We start from the raw sequence: 19,852 nt of genomic DNA, 5'->3' as shown, positions 1-19,852 counted from the left end.
GACCGAGCCGAGCACTGACCGTCCGTGATCAAGCGGGCATCAGGCAGCGATCCGCCCCGCCATCCGCCGCGTTTCCACCGAAACGGTGAACCGCCCGGCCCGCTGACCCGTACCCCGCACCGGATCGTTGGGAGTCTCGCCTTGGGTTCCGACCACACCCGCCCGGCTCCGTCCGCCCCACCGAGGGTGCGACGGATCCTCGTCGTGACGGTGGTGCCCCTCTTCGTCGCCACAGTGCTCGCCGCGGTGCTGCTCTGGCCGAGCGGCGGGTCACCGCAGACCGATGGTGGCACGGACGTGCCGCGCTACCCCGGCACGGTCACCCGGGTGGTGAGCGAGCCGTGCCCGCCGGCGCCGTCGGTCCCCGAGGGCACACCGACGGTCGGCGACCGACGGTGCGGCACTGTCGACGTACGGGTGGACGACGGGCCGACCGCCGGCCAGCAGGTGCGGACCCCGGTGCCGGACGGACCCGGCGCCCCCCGGGTCGACGTCGGCGACGAGGTCATCCTGGTCGAGCTGGCCGATCCCACCGATCCCACCACCAGCAACTGGAACATCGCCGAGCACCAGCGCGGCACCCCGATGATGTGGCTGGCTGTGGTCTTCGCGGCCGCGATCGTCGCGTTCGGTCGGTGGCGGGGTCTGGCCGCCCTCGCCGGGTTGGCCGCCAGCTTCGCCATCCTGCTCACCTTCGTGCTGCCGGGCATCGGCGCCGGCCGGTCGCCACTGCTGGTGGCGGTGGTCGGCGCAGCCCTGATCATGTTCGTGGTGCTCTATCTGACGCACGGGGTCACCGCACAGACCTCGGTGGCGGTGCTCGGCACCCTGGGCAGCCTGGTGCTGACCGGCGTACTCGCCACCATCGCCACGGCCGCGACCCACCTCACCGGCTTCGGCAGCGAAGACGCCACCACCCTGTCGATGTTCCAGGGCGACGTGGACCTGCACGGTCTGCTGCTCGCCGGGATCATCATCGGATCGCTCGGGGTGCTCGACGACGTGACGGTCACCCAGGCGGCCACCGTCACCGAACTGGCGAACGCCAACCCCGGGCTGACCCGGTTGCAGCTGTACCGCGCGGCCACCCGGGTCGGCCGCGCGCACATCGCCTCCACTGTCAACACCATCGTGCTGGCGTACGCGGGCGCGTCGCTACCCCTGCTGCTCCTGCTCACCGCCGACTCGCGACCGATCGGGCAGATCCTCACCAGTGAGTTCCTCGCGCAGGAGATCGTCCGCAGCGCGGTCGCCACCCTCGGTCTGATCGCCGCCGTGCCGCTGACCACCGGGCTGGCCGCGGTGGTGACCGCCGCCGGGCGCACCGATGGCACGTCGTCGGCGGACACTCCCGCCGCGCGACCCCAGCCGGACCGCACGGAGGCACTGGCCGCACTCATTTCACCGCGAACGACCGGCTCCGACGAGCCGGACCGGCCGCGGGCCGCACCCCCATCCGAGGCCGCCGACCGGTGGCCGGAGTCGAACAGGAGCACGGATACGGCATGGTGACACTCCTCAGCGTGACCAGATCGGGCATCCACCCTGAGAACCACGTCACTGGTCACTCAACGCTATGGCGAAATGACGCTTTTGGTCGGCATCCAGGCGTAGCTCACCCGGTCGACTCTCGGGTAACCTCGCTGCCGGTTACCGATGAAGGCGCGAAGCGGCGCCTGCGGTGCCACCGCCCAATCGCCAACCGGCGAGCCGGGGACCCAGGTACCTGGGGTGAATCCGCGTCAGCGGTAGGGGCCGCTTCCGCCCCGAACCCGTCAGCTAACCCGGTCGGCGGTCGACGGAAGGGAACATTGTGACGGCACCCCTACGCCGCTGGTTGACACCCGTGGTGGCCGTGATCGCCGCACTGACCGTGCTCGCCGGGCCACTCCCGGCGGCCGCCGCCCCGACGAACCCCACACCGTCCGGGCACGAGGAGGACGGCGAGCCCAAGCTGCTCAACGACGTCATCGAGCAGGCCAACCGCGACTACTCCGCCGCCAAGTCCAAGCTGGACAAATCCAAGAAGCGGCAGAGCGAGTTGGCGGCGGAGGTCGACCGGGCCAAGGCCGACCTGGACGCGTTGGCCCCGCAGGTCGGGCAGATCGCCGCCCAGTCGTACCGGACCGGTCGGATCGGCGCGATCGCGATGCTGCTGGAGAGCGACAACCCCGACTCGTTCGTCCGGCGCGCGGCGGTGCTCGACGAGATGAACATGGTCAACGAGAAGAAGCTCTCCGAGGTCAACGTGGTGAAGGCCCGCGCCGAGCAGGCCAAGCTGGCCCTCGACACGGAGGTCCGGGAGCAGCAGAAGCAGACCGCCGTGATGGCGAAGCGGAAGAGCGAAGCCGACAAGGCGCTCTCCCTCGTCGGTGGTAAGGGCTTCACCGGCGGCCTGGTGGACGCCAAGTCCCCGGTCGCGAAGATCGGCCCGGGTCGTACGGCCGACGGTGACTGGAAGGCCCAGTCGTGCAGCGAGAACGACCCCACCACGTCCGGCTGCATCACCCCCCGCACGCTGCACGCGTACAAGGAGGTCAAGCGGGCCGGCTTCAACCGGTTCGTCGGCTGCTACCGGCCCGGCGGGCCGTGGGAGCACCCGAAGGGTCGCGCCTGCGACTGGTCGCTCCAGAAGAGCGGCTTCTCTCCGTGGCACAACGAAGACACCCGGACGTACGGCAACAACGTCGCCGCTTTCCTCATCCGTAACGCCGACCGGCTCGGCATCTACTACGTGATCTGGAACCGGCAGATCTGGTTCCCGGCGACCGGCTGGAGTTCGTACAGCGGGCCGTCGAACCACACCGACCACGTCCACATGTCGCTGCTCTGACCCGCACGATCCCGGTCGAGGGCCGTTCCGCGTGACGCGGAGCGGCCCTCGTCACGTCAGACGGTGGCCGGGGTGTCCAGTGTCGCGAAGCCTGCCGGCACGGCGGCCACCGGGTGCACCGCCCCGGCGGCCAGCCGGTAGGACATTCCCACCACCGCGCACCGCCCCCGCGCCACCTCGTCGGCCAGCACCGGGGACTGCGCGAGCAACGTCTCCACGGTCTGTGCGATGTGGATGTCGACGATGCCGTCGATGTCGTCCACGCCCTCGGCCTCGGCGCGGCGCAGGCTGGGCAGCACGGCGTCGACCACCGCGCGCAGATGGCCACTCGGTGCGGTACCGGTCGCGACGGACTCTCGGGCGGCCTGCACCGCGCCACACAAGTCGTGACCGAGCACCACCACCAGCGGAGTGCCGAGCACGGTCACCGCGTACTCGACGCTGCCAAGCACCTCGGGGCCGGCGGTGTGCCCGGCCGTGCGAACCACGAACAGGTCACCCAACCCCCGGTCGAAGATGATCTCCGCGGCCAGCCGGGAATCGGAGCAGCCGACGATCACCGCGAACGGGTGTTGCCCGTCGGCCACGACGGCCCGGTGCCCGGCATCCTGGTTGGGGTGGCGTGGCGCGCCACCGACGAAGCGTCGATTGCCGGCGACCAGCTCGGCGTACGCCAGAGCCGGCTCGCTGGGCGTGGACGCTCGGTCGGTGGCCCGCTGCGAACCCGGCTGACCACCGGCGCTCCCGATATGACTCATCCCGCACCTCGTCTCGACGCATCTCACCTGGTCAAACCGACTTTCCGCCGGCCGGTAGGCGGGCGCTCACTCGCGCTCCACCGTCACACGCACCGTAAGATGCGTCAAGGTATGCGTGATTTAGATTTCATACGTTGACCCCGGCCGCACCCTGGGCAACCCTCCCTGGGCGGGACGGGCAAGACTCTCGCGAGGGCAGGCGGACATCCAGAAGGGCGGCCACACGATGACGAGCACGGTGACGGGCGACACCGACGGCGGGCGGAACTGGACGTTCCTCACCAATCACGGGCACGTCCTGCTGGCCATCGCCCGCAATCCGACCGCCCGGCTACGCGACGTCGCGGCCGAGGTCGGCGTCACCGAACGAGCCGCGCAGGCGATCGTCGCCGACCTGGAGGCGGGCGGTTACCTGCACCGCACCCGAGTCGGACGACGCAACGAGTACACCCTCAACCCGGCCGGCCGGTTCCGGCACCCGGCCGAGGCCGACCGGCAGGTCGGCGACCTCCTCGCGCTGTTCGCCGACACCGCGACCGCGAAAGCGGACCCCCGGCCCTGACCACGTCACCGGGGGGGGCCGCTGCCCGACGGCCCCGGCGGTAACCTTTGCGGGTGCGCGAATGCCCGCCGATGAGCGCGACCCCGTCCCGACGTGCCCTTCGCGGCGTCCTCAGTGGAGCGCTGGCGGCCCTGCTCGGCGCCGGCCTGGTGGCACCCTCCCCCGCGACCGCGGCACCGCCCCTCTGCGGCCCCACCGGCTCCGACAGCCTGACCCAGATGCCGTGGGCGCTACGCCGGCTTGAGCCGTCCTCGGCGTGGCCACTGTCCCGGGGCGCCGGGGTCACGGTGGCCGTGATCGACTCCGGAGTCTCCGCCGCCCACCCGCTCCTCAAGGGGCAGGTGCTCGAGGGTCGCGACTTCAACGGCCTGCCGGCCAGGCAGGGCCAGTGCGACGAGGCCGGGCACGGCACACTGATCGCCGGCATCATCGCGGGCCGGGAGGCCGCGGCCGTCCCGTTCACCGGCATCGCCCCGGCCGCCCGCATCCTGCCGATCCGGGTTCTGCCGCAGCTCGGAGCGGTCAACAACCCGCAGCTCCCCGCGCAGATCGCGGCGGCCATCGACTGGGCGGTCGCGCAGGGCGCCGACGTGATCAACCTGTCCCTGACGACGATTCCCCGCCCCGAACTGACGGCCGCCGTCGAGCGCGCGCTGGACAAAGGGGTGGTGCTGGTCGCCGCCGCGGGCAACCGTTCGGAAGATTCCCAGAATCTGCCGGGTTACCCGGCCGCGTACCCCGGGGTGATCGCGGTCGGCGGGGTGGACGAGCAGGGAAGCCACGTCGGCACCTCGATCAGCGGCGACTACGTCGACATCGCCGCGCCGGGGATGAACATCGTCGGGCCGGCACCCGGAAACACCGGCTACCGCACTGTGCCGGAGGGCGGCACCAGCTACGCGGCGGCGTACGTCTCGGGAGCGGCCGCGCTGGTCCGGGCCGCCTACCCGAATCTCAGCCCGCAGCAGGTCGCCGACCGGCTGCAACGCACCGCCGACAACCCACCCGAGGGTCACAACGCCGACATCGGCTACGGGATGGTCAACCCGTACCGGGCGGTGTCGAGCCTGCTCGGCACCCGGCCGAACCCGCCCGCCAGCGCGATCCCGGCACCCGCCGTGCGCGACGACCCGCTGAGCTGGCAGCGCCCCGTCGCGATCTGGGCGGCGGTCATCGGCGCTCTGCTCGCCGGGCTGCTGCTGGTCGCACGACCGATCATGGCCCTGGGCCGTCGACGCGACTGGCGCCCCGGCCGACGCGGAGACGCGCCAACCGCTGGCTGAGCGGCGCACCGCAACGCGGTTCCGGCGCCAACGCCAACGCAAAGCGGCTCCGGGCCGGATGAACCGGACCGGAGCCGCTCGTGCGAATGCCTCAGCTCCACACCTTGGAGTTGCTCATCTCCGTGGTGAGGTAGTTTTCGCGAGCGATGCCCACGGCACCGCCGATCTCGTTCAGGATCCGGTTGATGTCCCGGACCGCCGCGTCCCACTTCGCCTGGTGCTGCTCGTAGGCAACCCGGTCCTCGCCGTCCCAGTGCAGCTTGGTCAGCATCGACCGCAGCGTGTCAAGCTTTTCCTCGAGGGTCTTCGAGATGGCCTGCATCTGCTGGTTGCTGCTCTCGAGGACCGCATAGTCAACTTTGATCGTCACGATTTCCTCCTCTGCCGGCTACGGATCACGGGTTGAGAGCAGAGTGGAACTTGTCCAGCATCTGCTGCTGCTCTTCGTCGTTGACCTGGTGCGTCGTACCCGACTTGTCGAGCAGGTCAGCGATGCTGTCCATCGCCGTCAGCAGTTTGACGGTGTCCTCGTTCCAGCGCGTCATCAGCGACTGAAAGCCCGTGGACGCCTGACCCTTCCACGCGATGGCCAGGTCGTCGACCACGTTCCACAGCTTCTTCAGCTCACCGTCGACCTCGCTGCGCGTGGACCGCACGTCACTCGCGGCGGTATGCAGAGTCGCAGCTTCGACCTCGAACGCCATGCTTCACACCCTTCCGTCTGTTGTGGTGGCGGCTTTGCCGCACCCCTCCCCCGCGGCAAGGCAGCAACACCCCACCGACGGACACTCCTGTGAAGACCGTAGCGGAACCTGTCCAGCCCTCGCAGCCCTGGCCGGCGCCGTTCGATGGATGATGGTGAATCGGGCCGGGACGGCCCACCACCACCCACCGAACGGCCGACAGCGCTCAGACCGGCTCAGACCAGGCAGTCTGAATCAGCTGCTGGCCATCGCGACGACGCACCAGGGTGCCCCGGCCGGGCGGTTGCGGGCTCGGTCGCAACGTGCCGAAGACCGCGCCCTCCTCCCGGTTGCCGGACATCAGCAGGCCCGGCGAGTCCAGCTCACGCAGCCGTTGCAGCACCGGCTCGTAGAGTGCCCTGGACACACCACCGACCCGACGCGTGACGATCAGGTGCAGACCGATGTCACGGGCCTGCGGCAACAGCTCCAGCAGGGCGCTGAGCGGGTTGCTACCACCAGAGGCCACCAGGTCGTAGTCGTCCACCAGGATGTACAGGTCCGGGCCCTTCCACCAGCTCCGGTCGCGCAGTTGGGCGGTGGTCACATCCGGGCCCGGCAATCGGTTCGAGAGGGCGCTGCGGATCGACCCGAGCCCCTGGGCGAACGCCTGGTTCGACGGGGCGTAGTCGAGCAGGTGGTCACCCTCCACCGCCCCCAGCAGGCCACGCCGGTAGTCGGCGATCACCAGCCGGGCCTGCGCCGGGGTGTACCGCTCGGTGATCCCCCTGGCGATCAGGCGCAGCAGGTTGGTCTTGCCGCACTCCGCATCGCCGAAGACCGTCAGATGCGGCTCGTTGGCCAGGTCCAGGTAGACCGGCGCGAGTGCCGACTCGTTGACACCGACCGGGAGCCCGGGTGCCGACCGGTCGATGATCCGGGCCAGCTCCGCCACCGGCAGGCGACGGGGCAACAGCCGTACCTTCGGCGCCGGGCGACCCGGCCAGTTCGCCGCCACGTGCCCGGCCAGGGACAGCGAGGCCTCGCTCAGATCGTCAATGTCCCGCCGACCGTCGATCCGGGAGATCGCGGTGAGGAAGTGAAGCTTGTCCCGGGTCAGGCCCCGACCGGGTGACTTCTCCGGCACGTTGTTCGCGGCGCGGCGGTCGATCTCGGACTCCGAGGCGTCACCGAGACGCAGCTCCAACTTGGTGCCGAGCAGATCCCGCATGTTGATCCGGATCTCCGCCCACCGCACGGCGGTGAGCACCACGTGCACACCGAAGCCGAGGCCCCGGTTGGCCAACGTGGTGATGGTCTGCTCCAACTCCTCGTACTCCTGGCGCAGCGTGTTCCACCCGTCCACCACCAGGAACACGTCGCCGAACGGGTCGTCCGCGAACTCACCGGCGGCCCGGCGACGGCGGTAGCTCGCCACCGAGTCGATGCCGTGCTGGGCGAACCGACTCTCCCGGTCGTCCAGCACGGCGACCACCTCAGCCACCGTCCGGCGGACCGCCTCGACGTCGCGCCGGCCAGCCACCCCGGCCAGGTGCGGCAACCGCTCCATGCTGCGCAGCGCGCCGCCGCCGAAGTCCAGGCAGAAGAACTGCACCTCCCGTGGCGTGTGCGTGAGCGCCAGCGAGGCGAGCAGCGTCCGCAGCATCGTGCTCTTGCCACTCAGCGACCGACCGACGATGACCACGTTGCCGCCGGCCCCGGCCAGCTCGACCATCATCGGGTCCCGGCGCTGCTCGTAGGGGCGGTCCACGACGCCGACCGGCACGGTCAGCTGCCCGCGCCCAGGCCAGGACGCGGTGCACAGCCCGTAGGTCGGGTCGACAGCCAGCGGGCCGAGCAGCTCACCCAGGCCCGGCGGGTCGGCCAGCGGCGGCAGCCACACCTGGTGGGCCGGACGGCCCCGGCCCTTGAGCTGGTCGATCAGCACGTCGAGCATCGCCACGGCCTTACCATCGGCCGGCTGCTCCGGCTCCGGGGCGGTGTCCACCGGCACCTGCGGGACCTGCACCGGAACGAAGTCGAGGCCGTACGGCACGATCCGCCGCTGCACCAACGCCTGCGAGGCGGAGGCCTGCTGCCCCGGCGCCCGGTACGCCCCCGACACGTACGCGGCCCGGAACCGCAGCATGGTGCTGGTGTCCGTCTTCAGATAGCCGTGGCCCGGCGCGTTCGGCAGCTCGTACGCGTCCGGTACACCGAGCACGATCCGGCTCTCCACCGCGGAGAACGTGCGCAGACCGATCCGGTACGACAGGTGCGTGTCGAGGCCCCGCAGCTTGCCCTCCTCGAGGCGCTGGCTGGCCAGCAGCAGGTGCACACCGAGGGACCGACCCAACCGGCCGATCATCACGAACAGGTCGATGAAGTCCGGCTTGGCGGCGAGCAACTCGCTGAACTCGTCGCAGATGATCAGCAGACTGGGCATCGGAGCGAGCGGCTCACCGGCCGAACGCGCCTTCTCGTACTCGAAACGGGAGACGTAGTTGCCGGCCGCCCTCAGCAGCTCCTGCCGGCGCACCATCTCGCCGGCGAGCGCGTCGCGCATCCGGTCGACCAGCGGCAACTCGTCGGCCAGGTTGGTGATCACCGCGCTGGTGTGCGGCAGCGCCTCCAGCGAGGCGAAGGTCGCGCCGCCCTTGAAGTCCACCAGGACGAAGTTCAGCTCCTCCGACGAGTGGGTCACCGCCAACGCGGCCACCACCGTACGCAGCAGCTCGCTCTTGCCGGACCCGGTCGCGCCGATCACCAGACCGTGCGGGCCCATGCCCTCGTGCGCCGACTCCTTGAAGTCGAGCTCGACCACGTTGCCGTCCGGGCCGACACCGAGTGGGATGCGCAGCCGATCGCGGTGACCACGCGGACGCCAGGTGTTCTGAACGTCCACCGCCGCCGCGTCGCCGACGCCGAGCAGGTCCGGCAGCTCGGTGCTGCGGGCCAACGGCTCGTCGCCGCCGGTCTGCTGCTGGGAGAGCCGGAAGGGGGCGATCTGTCGGGCCAGCCCCTCGGCGGCCTCGGCGTTGAGCCGGTCGGGCCGACCCAACGTCGACGACGAGCTGCCCCGGACCAGATCGAGTGAGCTTCCGTCGCCCACGTCGAGGCAGAGCAGCCAGCGGCCGGCGTCGCGCGGCACCGTCCCGGAGAGGTCGATCACGGTGGTGCCGAGCAACCCCGGGCCCACCAGCTGGCAGGTCGGTGAGATCTCCCCGCCGTCGATCACCACGACCAGGTGCCCGGCGGTGGTCAGCGGCTTGGCCTCCGGCGCGAACCGGGGCCGCCCGGTCAGCTCGGCGGCGAGCGCCGCCTCGGCCTCGGCCAGGCTGGCGAAGACCAGCCGGCGCGCGCCGGCCGCGTCCGTACGACCGCTGTGGTGGGCGTGCGGCAGCCACTTGACCCAGCCCCAGGCCGGTTGCCGGTCGGGTGCGGCGACCACCGCGATCACCAGGTCGTCCGGTGCGTGGAAGGTGGCCAGTTGCCCCAGCGCCGCCCGGGTCAGGTCGAGCACGGGCTCGCGCTCGCCGCGCAGCACCACCCGACTGAACGCCCGCACCGACAGCGCCGTCGGCAGATCAGGCACCGTGGAGTGGGCACGGACGAACCGGCGTAGCGCGATGGCGCTCATCGGCTCCAGGTCCTCCACCGGCTTCGTCTCCGGCGGAACGATCTCCACGGCGAGCCGCTGCGGGCCGAGGGCGATCCGGGTCTCGCCGAAGTCGTCCTCGGTGATCCGCCGCTCCCAGAGTCGCCGGGACGCGGCGATCGACCAGAGCGCGTCGGGCTCCGGGTGCCGCCAGGCCATCGCCGCCCGCTGCTGCTCGGCGGCGCGCCGGGTGCGCTTGCGCATCTGAGCCAGGTAGCGCATGTAGTCGCGGCGATCGGCGTTCAGCTCGGCCTTGTCCTTGCCACCACTGTTCGCCAGCGAGCCGATCGCCATGCCGAGCATCGAGACACCGAACAGACCACCGGCGACGTACGTCATCATGCCGCCGCCCTTGCCGGCGTAGAGGAACGCCATGGCACCGACCCCGCAGAACATCGGCAGGATCATGAGCAGTTGCCCCATCCCGCGGGGCGTCGGCTCGGGCAGCTCGGGCGGCGATTCCAGCAGCACCTCGCCGCGTGGTAAGGCCGGCCCCGGCTGACGCGGGAGCCGGCGGAACACCACAGTGCTCACGGCTGTCTCCTCCCCAGAAGCGGCCCTGATGACGTGCCGCCGCGGAACACCGCCCGCGGGTGGGCATCGTACGTGCCAGTCATCGTAGGTAATCTGCCGTGTGCGCGGTGGACCCGGACCGCAGCAGCACAGCCAGCCGAGCGCGGACGCACACCAGGAGGCCACTGTGGCGACGAAGACGGCGACCGGTGGTCTGAGCCGAATCACGATCGTGGCTCCGCGTACCCGGATGGATCTGGCGCTGCCGTCGGACGTGCCGATGGCTGACCTGCTCCCCACCCTGCTGCGCTACGCCGGCGAGGACATGGCCGACGAGGGTGCGCGGCACGGCGGCTGGGCACTGTCCCGGTTGGGCGGTGCGCCGCTGGACGGTGGTCGTACCGCGGCGCAGCTCAGCGTCCGGGACGGTGAGGTGCTCTACTTCAACCCCCGGTCCAACGCCGCGCCGGAGATCGTCTTCGACGACGTGGTGGACGCGGTCGCCACCGCTACCAACCAGCGCCCCGGCGCCTGGCAGGTCGGCGCGACCCGCTCCTTCGCGGTGACCTTCGCGGCGGCGGCGCTCGGCGCCGGCGCGCTGGCCGCCCTCTTCGCCGGCCCGCCGCACCTGCCCGGTGCGCTGGCCGCGCTGCTGGTTGCGGTGGCGTTGCTGGTGGGCGCCGCGGTGCTGTCCCGCGCCGCCGGCGACAGCGGCACCGGCGCGGTGCTGGCCCTGGTCGGCCTGACGCACGCGGCCACCGGCGGCCTGCTGCTGCTCGCCGGCGATCGATCGCTGACCGAGCTGGCCAGTCCGCACGTCCTGCTCGCGGCAACCGCCACGGTGGTTGCCGGTGCGGTGGCCGTGCTGGCGGTCGGCGACCGGTACCCCCTCTTCTTCGCCGCGATCGGGGTCGCGGCCGCGACCGGCCTGGGCGCGGTGCTCTGCCTGGTCCTCGGCCTCGACGCGGCGGCCTCCGCCGCGGTGGTCGCCGCGGTCGCGTTCGGTGTGGTGCCGGCGCTGCCGATGATGGCCTACCGGCTGGCCCGGCTGCCGGTGCCGTCGATCCCGACCGGCCCGGAGGACCTGAAGACCGACAGCGAGTCGGTGGACGGTCGACAGGTGCTCCAGCAGAGTGAGCGCGCCGACGAGTTCCTGACGGGTCTGCTGTGGACGGTTGCCCTGCTGGTGCTGGGCGCGCAGTTCGTGCTGGCCCTGGACGGGCGGTTGCCCGCGGTGTTGCTGTGCCTGGTGCTGGCCCTGCTGGCGCTGCTGCGGGCTCGCCCCCTGCTGGGCCGGTCCCAGCGCACCCCGGTGCTGCTGGCAGGCTCCGTGGGTCTGGGGCTGGCCGCCGCGGCCACCTTCGCCGGCGGGTCGCTGCCGGTCCGGCTCGGCCTGATCCTGGGCGGGCTGGTGCTGGCCGCCGTGATCAGTCTGATCTACGGTCTGACCGTCGCCGGCAAGCGCATCTCGCCGGTCTGGGGCCGCCTGCTGGACATCGTCGAGATCCTGCTCATCATCTCGCTGGTGCCGCTCGCCTTCTGGGTCTGCGGCCTCTACGGCTGGATCGTCAACCTCCGACCCTGACCGGGTCGCGCCGCCGCACCGGTCAGCGCGACCGCGGACCGGTGGTGACACCCAGCGCCGAAGCGACCGGGGCGGTGGCGTAGACGCCCGGGGCATGCTGACCATCCATCGGCCGGGTGGCCGCGCCCGCTCGATCCGCGACCTCGCGCACCACCTTGACCAGCGCCTCGACGTGGTTGTCCATGGCCGCGACCCGCAGCAGCGGCGCTGCCATCCGACCGTCCGTCGAGACGGTCACGGCCACGGTGTGCGACGGCGCCGAGGTGGCGGTGATGGCGTCCACGAGGGGGCCGAGCGGCGCGTCGGAGCGGCCCCGCAGCGTGAGGCAGCGGTGCGTCCAGCCGCCGCCGCCCAGTCCCCGCCAGCTCTCCGTCGGCGCCTCGGGCCCCAGGTCCAGACCGGCGGCCGAGACGATCGCCGCGCGTAGTTCCTCGCGGCCCAACGGGCGATGCGCCAGCCCCGCCGAGGTCAGCGCCTTGCCGAGCCGGCCGATCGCGGCGGCCACCGTCCGGTGCACTCCGGTCAGCCCGCCACCCCGGCTCACCGCCTCGACCCGGGCGTCCCCGACGGTGAGCCGCACCGCCACCCAGACGGTCCGGTGTGCCGCCGGCGGAGCACCGGGCGCCGGGTACCAGACCAGCGTGTGCGCGACGACCTGCGCCCGGGAGACCGGGGCGCTGAAGTCCGCGAGCACCCCCAGCGCACGGTCCACCGCGGCGGCGTCGACGGAACCGACCGCCACGCCGGCGGCGGACTGCAGGGCGACGGCGGCGAACCACCCCTGGTCGTCGCGCCCGATGCCGAGGCGGGTGCCCCGGTCGGTCAGCTCGATCACGCTCAGCTCGGGGGCGAGCGCCGCCAACCGCGGGTCCGTCGCCGTGCCGCTGGCCAGCGCGGCTGACGCCCGCTCGCCGCGTCGCCGCAGCCGCCGGCGCAGCAGCAGGTCCTCGAACCACCAGCGGCCACCTCGTCGGGCGAAAGCCGCCAGGACGATCAGCAGCGCCACCGCCCCCGCTGCGGCGAGTAGCCAGCTGGGTCCGGCCGTGGCGGCCCAGACGCCGACCACGCACAACTCCAGCAAGACGAGCTGCCCGACCAGCACGGGACCGACCCGTCCACGGCCGGGCCGCTCGGCCGGGGACGCCGGCCGGGCCGAAACGTCGACGGGGCCCGTGACCGCTCGGGCGGGTGGCGCCTGAACCTGCGTCATCGCTGACTGTCCCTCCTGCACGGTACGGCTCTGCGCCGGGTCGGTCCGGTGCCGGCCACGAGCGGTGGTCCCAAGGAAGCACCGTCGGCCCCTTATCGTAGGGAAGCCCGCGACGGCACTTCGACCTGATCGTCGCGGAAAAACCCCGCCGGAGGTAAGTCATGCGGACCCGCCGCGATCAGGTGCAGGCGTACCGCTTCGTCACCCGCCGCATTGTCTCCGCCTTGCTGTCTGGCGATCCGGAGACCACCAACCTGCCGATGCGACGGCTCGGCATGGCCGTCTTCGGCAGTGTCCTGGCCGCGGCCATCGTGCTCGGTGGGGTGGGCGCCTACGGCCAGTTGACCGGCGGCGCGGCGCCGCTGGCCGAGAACACCCTGGTCATCGAACGGGAAACCGGCGCGACGTACGTGTTCATCGAGGGGAAGCTGCACCCGACGCTCAACTACACGTCGGCGCGCCTCATCGTGAACGATGCGAGTGCCGAGGTGCGGACGATGTCCCAGGCGTCGCTGCGGGACCGGCCCCGCGGCGTCACCGTCGGCATCGTCGGGGCACCGGACGCTCTGCCGGACCGTAAGTCGCTGACCGGGCTGCCCTGGTCGGTCTGTGACGTGCCCGACCCGGTCGACCGGCGGCGCTCCAGCACCCGGCTGGTGATCGACCGGGCGCTGCCCGGCGGCACGCCGCTGGGCGACCGGGGAGTGCTGGTCTCGGTGGACGACCAGCGCTACCTCGTCACCAACAACACCCGGCTCCAGCTGCTCGACCCGGTCCGCACGATGACGGCGCTGCGGATGGCCGGCACCGAGCGAATCCAGATCGGGCAGCAACTGCTCAACGCCGTGCCGGCCGGGCCACCGCTGCGCAGGATGACGCTGGCCGGTGAGGGCGAGCCCAGCAGCCGCAAGGTGGCCGGGAAGTCGTACAACGTCGGTTCGGTGTTCAAGGCGGCCGGGCGGCACTACGTGCTGACCCGCGACGCGCTCGTGTCGATCAGCGAGATCACCGCGTTGCTCCAGACCAGCGGCAGCGGTCGGATCACCGACATCACACCGAACGAGGCCAGCGAGGCGTTCAAGGAGCAGCGGATCGAGGAGGAAGGGCTGCCCACCACGGTGCCCGCCCTCTACCCGACCCAGCCCGGTCAGACGACGCTGTGCGCGACGTACCGGAAGGGCAGCGCGGGCGGCCCGCCGACCACCACCATCGAGGTCTTCGACCGGGTGCCGGATGAGCTGACCGACAGTGATCCGGGACTGGTGCCGGTGCGCCAGACCAGGCGCGACGCCGTACGCACCGCCGAGGCGGTGCTGCTGCCCGGCGGCAAGGGTGTCATCGCGCAGGCTTCGCCCGGCGCCGGAACCAGCGGGTCCGGTGCCGCCGGCTCGACGATCTACCTGATCAGCCCGCAGGGCATCCGGTATCCCCTCGGCTCGGCGGCGACACTGGAGGTGCTCGGCTACGGCGGGGTCACCCCGCTGGCGGTGCCCGGTTCCCTGCTCGCACTGATCCCGACCGGGCCCACCCTGGACCGCGAGGACGCGTTCGCCGTCTTCGCAGCCGACGGACCGGCACCGGCCGCCTCACCGTCGGCTGCGCCAAAGTCGGGCTCACCATCGGCGGCACCGCCCTCGGGCTCGCCGTCCGCCGCGCCACCGTCTCGGTCGTCGTCCGCCGCGCCACCGTCGGGCTCGACACCGTCGGCTCCGGCCAGTGGCGCGTCGCAGAGCGGCGGGGCCGGCGGCGGGGGGCCGTCGGAATAGACCGACGCCAACGGCTGAGCAGCTTGGACGGGTCGCCTGGAGTCGCACTGGTGGACTAACCTTGACGTCGCTGACGGTTGTCAACCAGAACGACGGGGATGTTGCCATGGCCGGGCGTACGGAAGTCGACCTGTTGTCCCTTGAGGACTTCCACGAGCACCTGGCGTCTCGGTTGAGCCAGGCCGAGTCGGTGCTGCGCAAGCTCAACACCGAGATGCAGTGCCGCCCTCCGGCGCTGGGCTCGTTCTTCGACGCCACCGACATGGCGCGTCGCTACAGCGAGGTCCACCAGTCCTATGTGGAGCAGGCCCAGCGGATCCGGCAGGCGGTGCTGGCGGCACAGCAGGCGACCAGCACGATCCTGAGCAACTACCGCACCGCCGAGGCGCGTAACGCGGCCAACGCCGACGATGTCACCGCCGCGCTGACCCCGGTTGACCGGGCGTTCCAGCCGAAGGAGGACGGGCGTGTCTGAATACACCCAGCGCTACCAGGGCAACAGTCACCAGCAGCTGTACGACGGCCTGATGGCGGGCAAGCCGGAGCAGATCGAGGGAGTGGCCACCCAGTGGGCCGAGCTCAAGGGCATCCTCGACGGCCTCGGCCGGGAGCTGAGCGGTGACCTCGACAAGCTCGCCAACACCTGGACGGGCTCGGCAGGTCGGGAGTTCCACCGGCGACTCAACCTGATCGTCGCCCACAGCGACGCGTTGGGCGAAGGGATGGCCGGCATCAAGCAGGGGTTGACCATGATGGCCGACCACCTGCGGGCCGCCCACAAGAAGGCCGAGAGCCCGGAGGAGACCGACGACAACGACAAGGCGATCGGCGGTGCGATCAAGGGTGGCGCCATCTTCGGTCTGACCGGCCTGATCGTCGGGGGCATCGCGGGTCACCAGCAGGACAAGGCAGAGCAGGAGAAGGCCCACCAGCGGATGGTGAACCTGGTGGCCGACCTGGCCAGCAGTTACGACATCTCCGCCTACGACCGCGTGGTCGACCCGCCTCCGCCCGACCCGGACACTCCGAGCACCGCCAGCAAGGATCCGACGACGCCACACAGTGTCTCGGCCATCGCCAAGGTGACAGGCGGCCCCAACACCAGCACGCACACCGTGCGCACTGGTGACGCGACCATCTCGACGCCGGACCGCGTCGCGCAACTGCCGGGCCACGGTTCGGTTACGGATGAGGTCGGCGCGGGCATCGGTGGCAGCCCGGCTGTCGCGACCGGCCCGGTCGGCGTTGGCGGCGACCTCACCGGCCGGGGCACGTCCCTCGCCGGGGCGGATCCCCTGGTCGGCGGCGCGCTGTTGGGCGGGGGTGTCGCCGGGCTGGCCGGCCTGTCCGCGCCGGCGGGCGGACCCGCTGCGGCGAGCACCGGTCCCGGCCTGCTCTACGGAGCACCGGGCGGGGCACCGGCCGGTGGGGTGTTGCGCAGCGGCGCGCTCGCGGGCTCGGGCAACGCGCCCCCCGCCTCGGCTCGGCCGACCGGCGGTGGTGCGGCCCCGGCGGAGAGCCGCGCCGCCAACGGGGTCGGGCGCAGTATTGACGGCCAGCGCTCTGGGAGTGGCGGCCGGCCGGCCGTGACCGGTGGCAACTCCCGGCCGGGGGCCGGCGGCGGCCGTCCCGGTGTGCTCGGCGGGCGCGGTGGAAGGCAGGACGACGACTCCGACGAGCGACAGACCTGGCTGACCGAGGACGAGATGGTGTGGCAGGGCGACGACAAGCCCGCTCCTTCGGTGCTCGGCACCGGAGACTGAGCACGGTCCGCCACCGGCCGGCCTCCACCACCGGAGAGGCCACCCGGACCATGCACGGTGCCCCCGATCGGACCCGATCCGGTCGGGGGCACCACACTTCTCAGCCCCGATCGACAGCGTCCACATTGCCCACCGTGGTGGTGGTCACGCCAGTGCGGCCCGTCGCCGTGGTGCGGTACGCCGGAACGGGCGATAGGTTGGTGAGGTGTCGTCCGCAGCGTCTGTCCGCCCAGCCCGGCGGGCTGTGCTGTGGTCACTGCGGGAACTGACCCGCCTGGCGGTCACCGCGCTGGTGCTCGTGGTCGGCCTCGGCGCCGCTCTCTCCGCGACCCCACCGCCCGCCCCCACGCAGCTGCGGCCCAGTGCCGTGAGCAGCCGGGTGACGAGTGTCCGCCCCGACGCCGGCCCCGCTACCACGCGAGCCGGCCAGCCTGCTGTCGCCCCGCCGGCTGGCACGCTCGATACCGACACGGCCGATACGGCCACGGCGACCGGTCCGGTCGCGACGGGCCCGGTCTACGCCCCGGCCATCGATCCCGGCCGGGGCACTCCCGCGCGACGCGGTCCGCCCACCAGCTGAGCCAGGCCCGGCAAGCCCCGGTGCCCGATCCCGGCTGATCCCGTACGGGCACCTGAGGTGGCCGTCGACGGGGCAATCCCGCCACCGGGCCGACCGGCGCTGCCGCGCCATCCTGCCGCCCGTCGATACCCGCCTTCGACCGCAAGGTGCTGATCATGCAAACCATCCTCTCCGCCGTCCTGCCAGACCTCTCCCGGGCCGCCGTCATCTGGCTGAGCCTGCTCGGCGTGGTCGCTGTCGCTGTCTCCGCGCTCCTGTTGCGGCCCGGCCGGTTCCGCTTCGATCCGGGCGCCCGGATCCGCCGCGCGGCCATGCCGAGCCAACTTGAGCAGGCGCAGGAGGAGCGGGAGCAGAGCCGCTACGCGCAGGAGGTCGCGGTGGCCGCGGAACGGGCGACCACCACGGTGCGGCGTCGCCGGGCCGAGTGGGTGGCCGCGCAGGAGGAGGTCGAGGCGGCCTGGCTGGCGTACGAGGCGGCCGAGGCCGGTGTGCGGCGGCTTGACGCGGCGGCCGCGATGCCGCTGCCGCACACCGCACGGACTCCCGCCGAGTACGCCGACCGGGAGCGCTACCTGCACCGGGCGGCCCTGGATGCGTACTGGCGGCGGGAGCTGTCGGTGGAGCAGCTCAGCGATGTCTTCGCGCACCGCGACGGCTGGGACCCGCGACTGCACCCGGTCGAGCAGGAACTGGTGCTCCAGCGGGCGATCCGGGACAATCTGGCGGCCAAACATGCCGTGGCCCGCGAGCGGGAGCAGGCCGCGTGGCGGGCTGCGGAGTTGGCGGTGGCTGCGGCTCGCAGCCTGCGTGAGGAGGCGCACGCGGCTATCGGTCGACGGGTCGCCGAGTCGGCGTCGGTGCTGCCACTGAGCGAGGTTGCCGGGCCGTTGCGCGCGCAGACCCGGGAGAACGTCGAGCAGACCCGGGAGAACAAGGTGGCCGCGCGCGGCCGGGCGACGGTGCCCGCGTACTGAGCCGTGCGGTCTCGGGTGGGTTAGCGTGACGGCATGTCCCGACAGGCGTGGGTCCTCGTGGTGGTCGCCGGCATCCTGGCGCTCGCCACACTGGTCGGTGCCGTGGTGCTGGCGGTGCGGGTGGTGCGTACTCGCCGGCTGCTGAACGGGCTCGGCGCGGGCGGCAAGGTCGCCTTCTACGGGGCGCTGATCTACACGATCTTCCCGGTGGACGTGCTGCCGGACCCGATCTACCTGGATGACATGGGCGTGCTGGCCGCCGCGTTGATCTACCTGACCCGGCTGGTGCACAAACGTCGGGCGACGGGTCGCCAGCTGCCCGGTCAGCCGGACGCCCCACCGGACCGGGACCGGGCCCACCGCCGCGTGCCATGATCGAGGTCGGTTCGGGGACGGGGGACGGGCATGACGGGCGATCATCGGTTGGACATGCACGATGAGCGGGTTGTCGCCTTTTGTGCCGAACGGCACCTCGCGACGCTGACCACCCTGCGCGCGGACGGCACCCCGCACGTCGTACCGGTCGGGGTGACCCTCGACCCGGCCGCCGGGCTGGCCCGGGTCATCACCTCCGGCACCTCCCGCAAGGCCAGTCAGGTGGCGGCGGCCGGCGCGGCGGGCGCGGCGGTGGCCGTGTGCCACGTGGATGGCCGCCGGTGGTTGACGATCGAGGGTCGCGCCGTGCTGCGGTCGGATCCGGCCGCCGTGGCGGAGGCCGAGCGGCGGTACGCCGAGCGGTATCGGACACCACGCCCGAATCCGGAGCGGGTCGTCATCGAGATCACCGTGACCGGGCTGCTGGGGAGCCTCTGAGCTGACCGCACGTCCCCGATGACCGGTTCGGGCCAGGCCGAGAGGCCGCGCGACCCCCGGTCGGCGCAACCGGCGGAATTCTCGGTGGAGCAGAGCGGTTACGCCCTCGGTACGCCCCGGGCCGAGACCACCGATGGTCGGCCCCCGTGTTGCGCCGAGCGCCATTCCCGGTGCTGCCGCCCTCCGCTCGTCGGAGGCGCCAACCCCCGAACGGAGACTCGACCATGAACCCGATCGTCCAGAAGAGCGGTCTGTCCGTCGTCGGCCTGCTGGTCGCCGGCGGTTGTGCCCTCGGCCCGGCGGTGGCCGCACAGGCCGCCCCGGTGCCCGCCGCGCCGGCCTCGTCGAACCAGAATGACCGGCACGCCGAACGGATCCTCAACGTCGACTACCAGGCCCAGCCGAACTTCTACTACTGCGGCCCGGCCGCGACCAGGATCGCGTTGTCCGCCCAGGGCAAGGCGCTCTCCCAGGACGAGGTGGCCCAACTGCTCGGCACCACCGAGGCGGGTACCCCCTCGGCCCTGGACACCACTCGCGTGCTGAACGAACTGACCGGCGGCAAGTACCGGACCACCGAGATCCGTGATTCGGTGGCCCGCCCCGACCAGGTCGAGCAGTTGCGCCGTGACGTGCTGGCCGCGGTGGACGCCGGCCGTCCGGTGGTGGCCAACATCAAGGGCACGACCGTCGACACCGATGGCAACCCGCACTCGTACGAGGGCGGCCACTATCTGACCCTCGTCGGCTACCGCGACGGTGGTGACACCATCCGGGTCGCCGACCCGGCCGACCCCATGCTGGGCGAGTACTGGATGAGCCTTCCGAAGGTCGCCAACTGGATCGCCGAGCGCGGCTACTCCTCCTGACC

Annotated in this window: 18 protein-coding genes and 1 riboswitch; of the genes, 13 read left to right on the top strand and 5 right to left on the bottom strand. The window is 72.0% G+C overall.

Annotation, left to right across the window (positions count from 1 at the left end; translation table 11 throughout):
* Positions 1–141 precede the first annotated feature (141 nt).
* Together DLJ59_RS09680 and DLJ59_RS09675 are read left to right on the top strand one after the other, a co-directional pair.
* The gene (locus tag DLJ59_RS09680; RefSeq protein WP_124772164.1) at positions 142–1,512 is read left to right on the top strand and encodes a YibE/F family protein; all 1,371 of its coding nucleotides are present in this window, start codon (positions 142–144) and stop codon (positions 1,510–1,512) included.
* A gap of 166 nt (positions 1,513–1,678) precedes the next feature.
* Positions 1,679–1,809: riboswitch (cyclic di-AMP (ydaO/yuaA leader) on the top strand.
* 4 nt (positions 1,810–1,813) lie between these two features.
* On the top strand, positions 1,814–2,833 hold the full coding sequence (locus tag DLJ59_RS09675; RefSeq protein ID WP_124772163.1) for a coiled-coil domain-containing protein: 1,020 nt from the start codon (positions 1,814–1,816) through the stop codon (positions 2,831–2,833).
* Positions 2,834–2,889: 56 nt separating this feature from the next.
* Here DLJ59_RS09675 and DLJ59_RS09670 read toward each other — a convergent pair whose 3' ends face one another.
* Positions 2,890–3,591 (bottom strand): carbonic anhydrase, encoded by a 702-nt coding sequence (locus tag DLJ59_RS09670; RefSeq protein ID WP_124772162.1) that lies wholly within the window; start codon positions 3,589–3,591, stop codon positions 2,890–2,892.
* A gap of 226 nt (positions 3,592–3,817) precedes the next feature.
* Here DLJ59_RS09670 and DLJ59_RS09665 point away from each other — a divergent pair, with 226 nt between their 5' ends.
* Positions 3,818–4,153, top strand: a complete 336-nt coding sequence (locus DLJ59_RS09665; RefSeq protein WP_124772161.1) for a helix-turn-helix transcriptional regulator — start codon at positions 3,818–3,820, stop codon at positions 4,151–4,153.
* Positions 4,154–4,224: 71 nt separating this feature from the next.
* The gene (gene mycP / locus DLJ59_RS09660; protein WP_244235929.1) at positions 4,225–5,436 is read left to right on the top strand and encodes a type VII secretion-associated serine protease mycosin; all 1,212 of its coding nucleotides are present in this window, start codon (positions 4,225–4,227) and stop codon (positions 5,434–5,436) included.
* Between the two features lie 91 nt (positions 5,437–5,527).
* Here mycP and DLJ59_RS09655 read toward each other — a convergent pair whose 3' ends face one another.
* The 3 genes from DLJ59_RS09655 to eccCa form a co-directional block, all read right to left on the bottom strand.
* Complete coding sequence (locus tag DLJ59_RS09655) at positions 5,528–5,806, bottom strand: WXG100 family type VII secretion target (protein ID WP_030329555.1); 279 nt, start codon at positions 5,804–5,806, stop codon at positions 5,528–5,530.
* A 25-nt stretch (positions 5,807–5,831) separates the two neighbouring features.
* Positions 5,832–6,140 (bottom strand): WXG100 family type VII secretion target, encoded by a 309-nt coding sequence (locus DLJ59_RS09650; protein WP_030329557.1) that lies wholly within the window; start codon positions 6,138–6,140, stop codon positions 5,832–5,834.
* A gap of 205 nt (positions 6,141–6,345) precedes the next feature.
* Entirely contained in the window at positions 6,346–10,311 is a 3,966-nt protein-coding gene (gene eccCa, locus DLJ59_RS09645) for a type VII secretion protein EccCa (protein WP_124772160.1), read from the bottom strand.
* A 166-nt stretch (positions 10,312–10,477) separates the two neighbouring features.
* Between eccCa and eccD the strand changes: the two genes are divergently transcribed.
* The gene (eccD, locus tag DLJ59_RS09640) at positions 10,478–11,875 is read left to right on the top strand and encodes a type VII secretion integral membrane protein EccD (RefSeq protein WP_124772159.1); all 1,398 of its coding nucleotides are present in this window, start codon (positions 10,478–10,480) and stop codon (positions 11,873–11,875) included.
* Between the two features lie 22 nt (positions 11,876–11,897).
* On the opposite strand, the gene DLJ59_RS09635 is transcribed toward eccD, so the two are convergent.
* Entirely contained in the window at positions 11,898–13,085 is a 1,188-nt protein-coding gene (locus DLJ59_RS09635; protein ID WP_124772158.1) for a type VII secretion protein EccE, read from the bottom strand.
* 161 nt (positions 13,086–13,246) lie between these two features.
* On the opposite strand from DLJ59_RS09635, the gene eccB reads away from it, so the two are divergent.
* The 8 genes from eccB to DLJ59_RS09595 all read left to right on the top strand — a co-directional run bounded on the left by eccB (position 13,247) and on the right by DLJ59_RS09595 (position 19,850).
* Positions 13,247–14,851, top strand: a complete 1,605-nt coding sequence (gene eccB, locus DLJ59_RS09630; RefSeq protein WP_124772157.1) for a type VII secretion protein EccB — start codon at positions 13,247–13,249, stop codon at positions 14,849–14,851.
* 106 nt (positions 14,852–14,957) lie between these two features.
* The gene (locus tag DLJ59_RS09625) at positions 14,958–15,326 is read left to right on the top strand and encodes a hypothetical protein (protein ID WP_124772156.1); all 369 of its coding nucleotides are present in this window, start codon (positions 14,958–14,960) and stop codon (positions 15,324–15,326) included.
* On the top strand, positions 15,319–16,614 hold the full coding sequence (locus tag DLJ59_RS09620; protein ID WP_124772155.1) for a WXG100 family type VII secretion target: 1,296 nt from the start codon (positions 15,319–15,321) through the stop codon (positions 16,612–16,614). The genes DLJ59_RS09625 and DLJ59_RS09620 overlap by 8 nt, the downstream gene beginning before the upstream one ends.
* A 244-nt stretch (positions 16,615–16,858) precedes the next feature.
* Positions 16,859–17,194, top strand: a complete 336-nt coding sequence (locus DLJ59_RS09615) for a hypothetical protein (protein ID WP_148096939.1) — start codon at positions 16,859–16,861, stop codon at positions 17,192–17,194.
* Between the two features lie 155 nt (positions 17,195–17,349).
* Positions 17,350–18,168 (top strand): hypothetical protein, encoded by an 819-nt coding sequence (locus DLJ59_RS09610; RefSeq protein WP_124772153.1) that lies wholly within the window; start codon positions 17,350–17,352, stop codon positions 18,166–18,168.
* Between the two features lie 33 nt (positions 18,169–18,201).
* Positions 18,202–18,543: a YkvA family protein gene (locus tag DLJ59_RS09605; RefSeq protein WP_124772152.1), complete on the top strand. Its 342-nt coding sequence runs from the start codon at positions 18,202–18,204 to the stop codon at positions 18,541–18,543.
* 30 nt (positions 18,544–18,573) lie between these two features.
* A complete protein-coding gene (locus DLJ59_RS09600; protein WP_124772151.1) occupies positions 18,574–18,981 on the top strand; it encodes a pyridoxamine 5'-phosphate oxidase family protein in 408 nt (135 codons plus the stop codon).
* A gap of 224 nt (positions 18,982–19,205) precedes the next feature.
* Positions 19,206–19,850, top strand: coding sequence for a C39 family peptidase (locus DLJ59_RS09595; protein ID WP_124772150.1), 645 nt, complete (start codon positions 19,206–19,208; stop codon positions 19,848–19,850).
* Positions 19,851–19,852 lie beyond the last annotated feature (2 nt).

The sequence above is a fragment of the Micromonospora inaquosa genome, from assembly GCF_003857055.1.
GTDB classification, from domain to species: Bacteria; Actinomycetota; Actinomycetes; order Mycobacteriales; family Micromonosporaceae; genus Micromonospora; species Micromonospora inaquosa.
The sequence above is the reverse complement of the archived record's forward strand: the minus strand, read 5'-3'. Positions and strand labels throughout refer to the sequence as shown.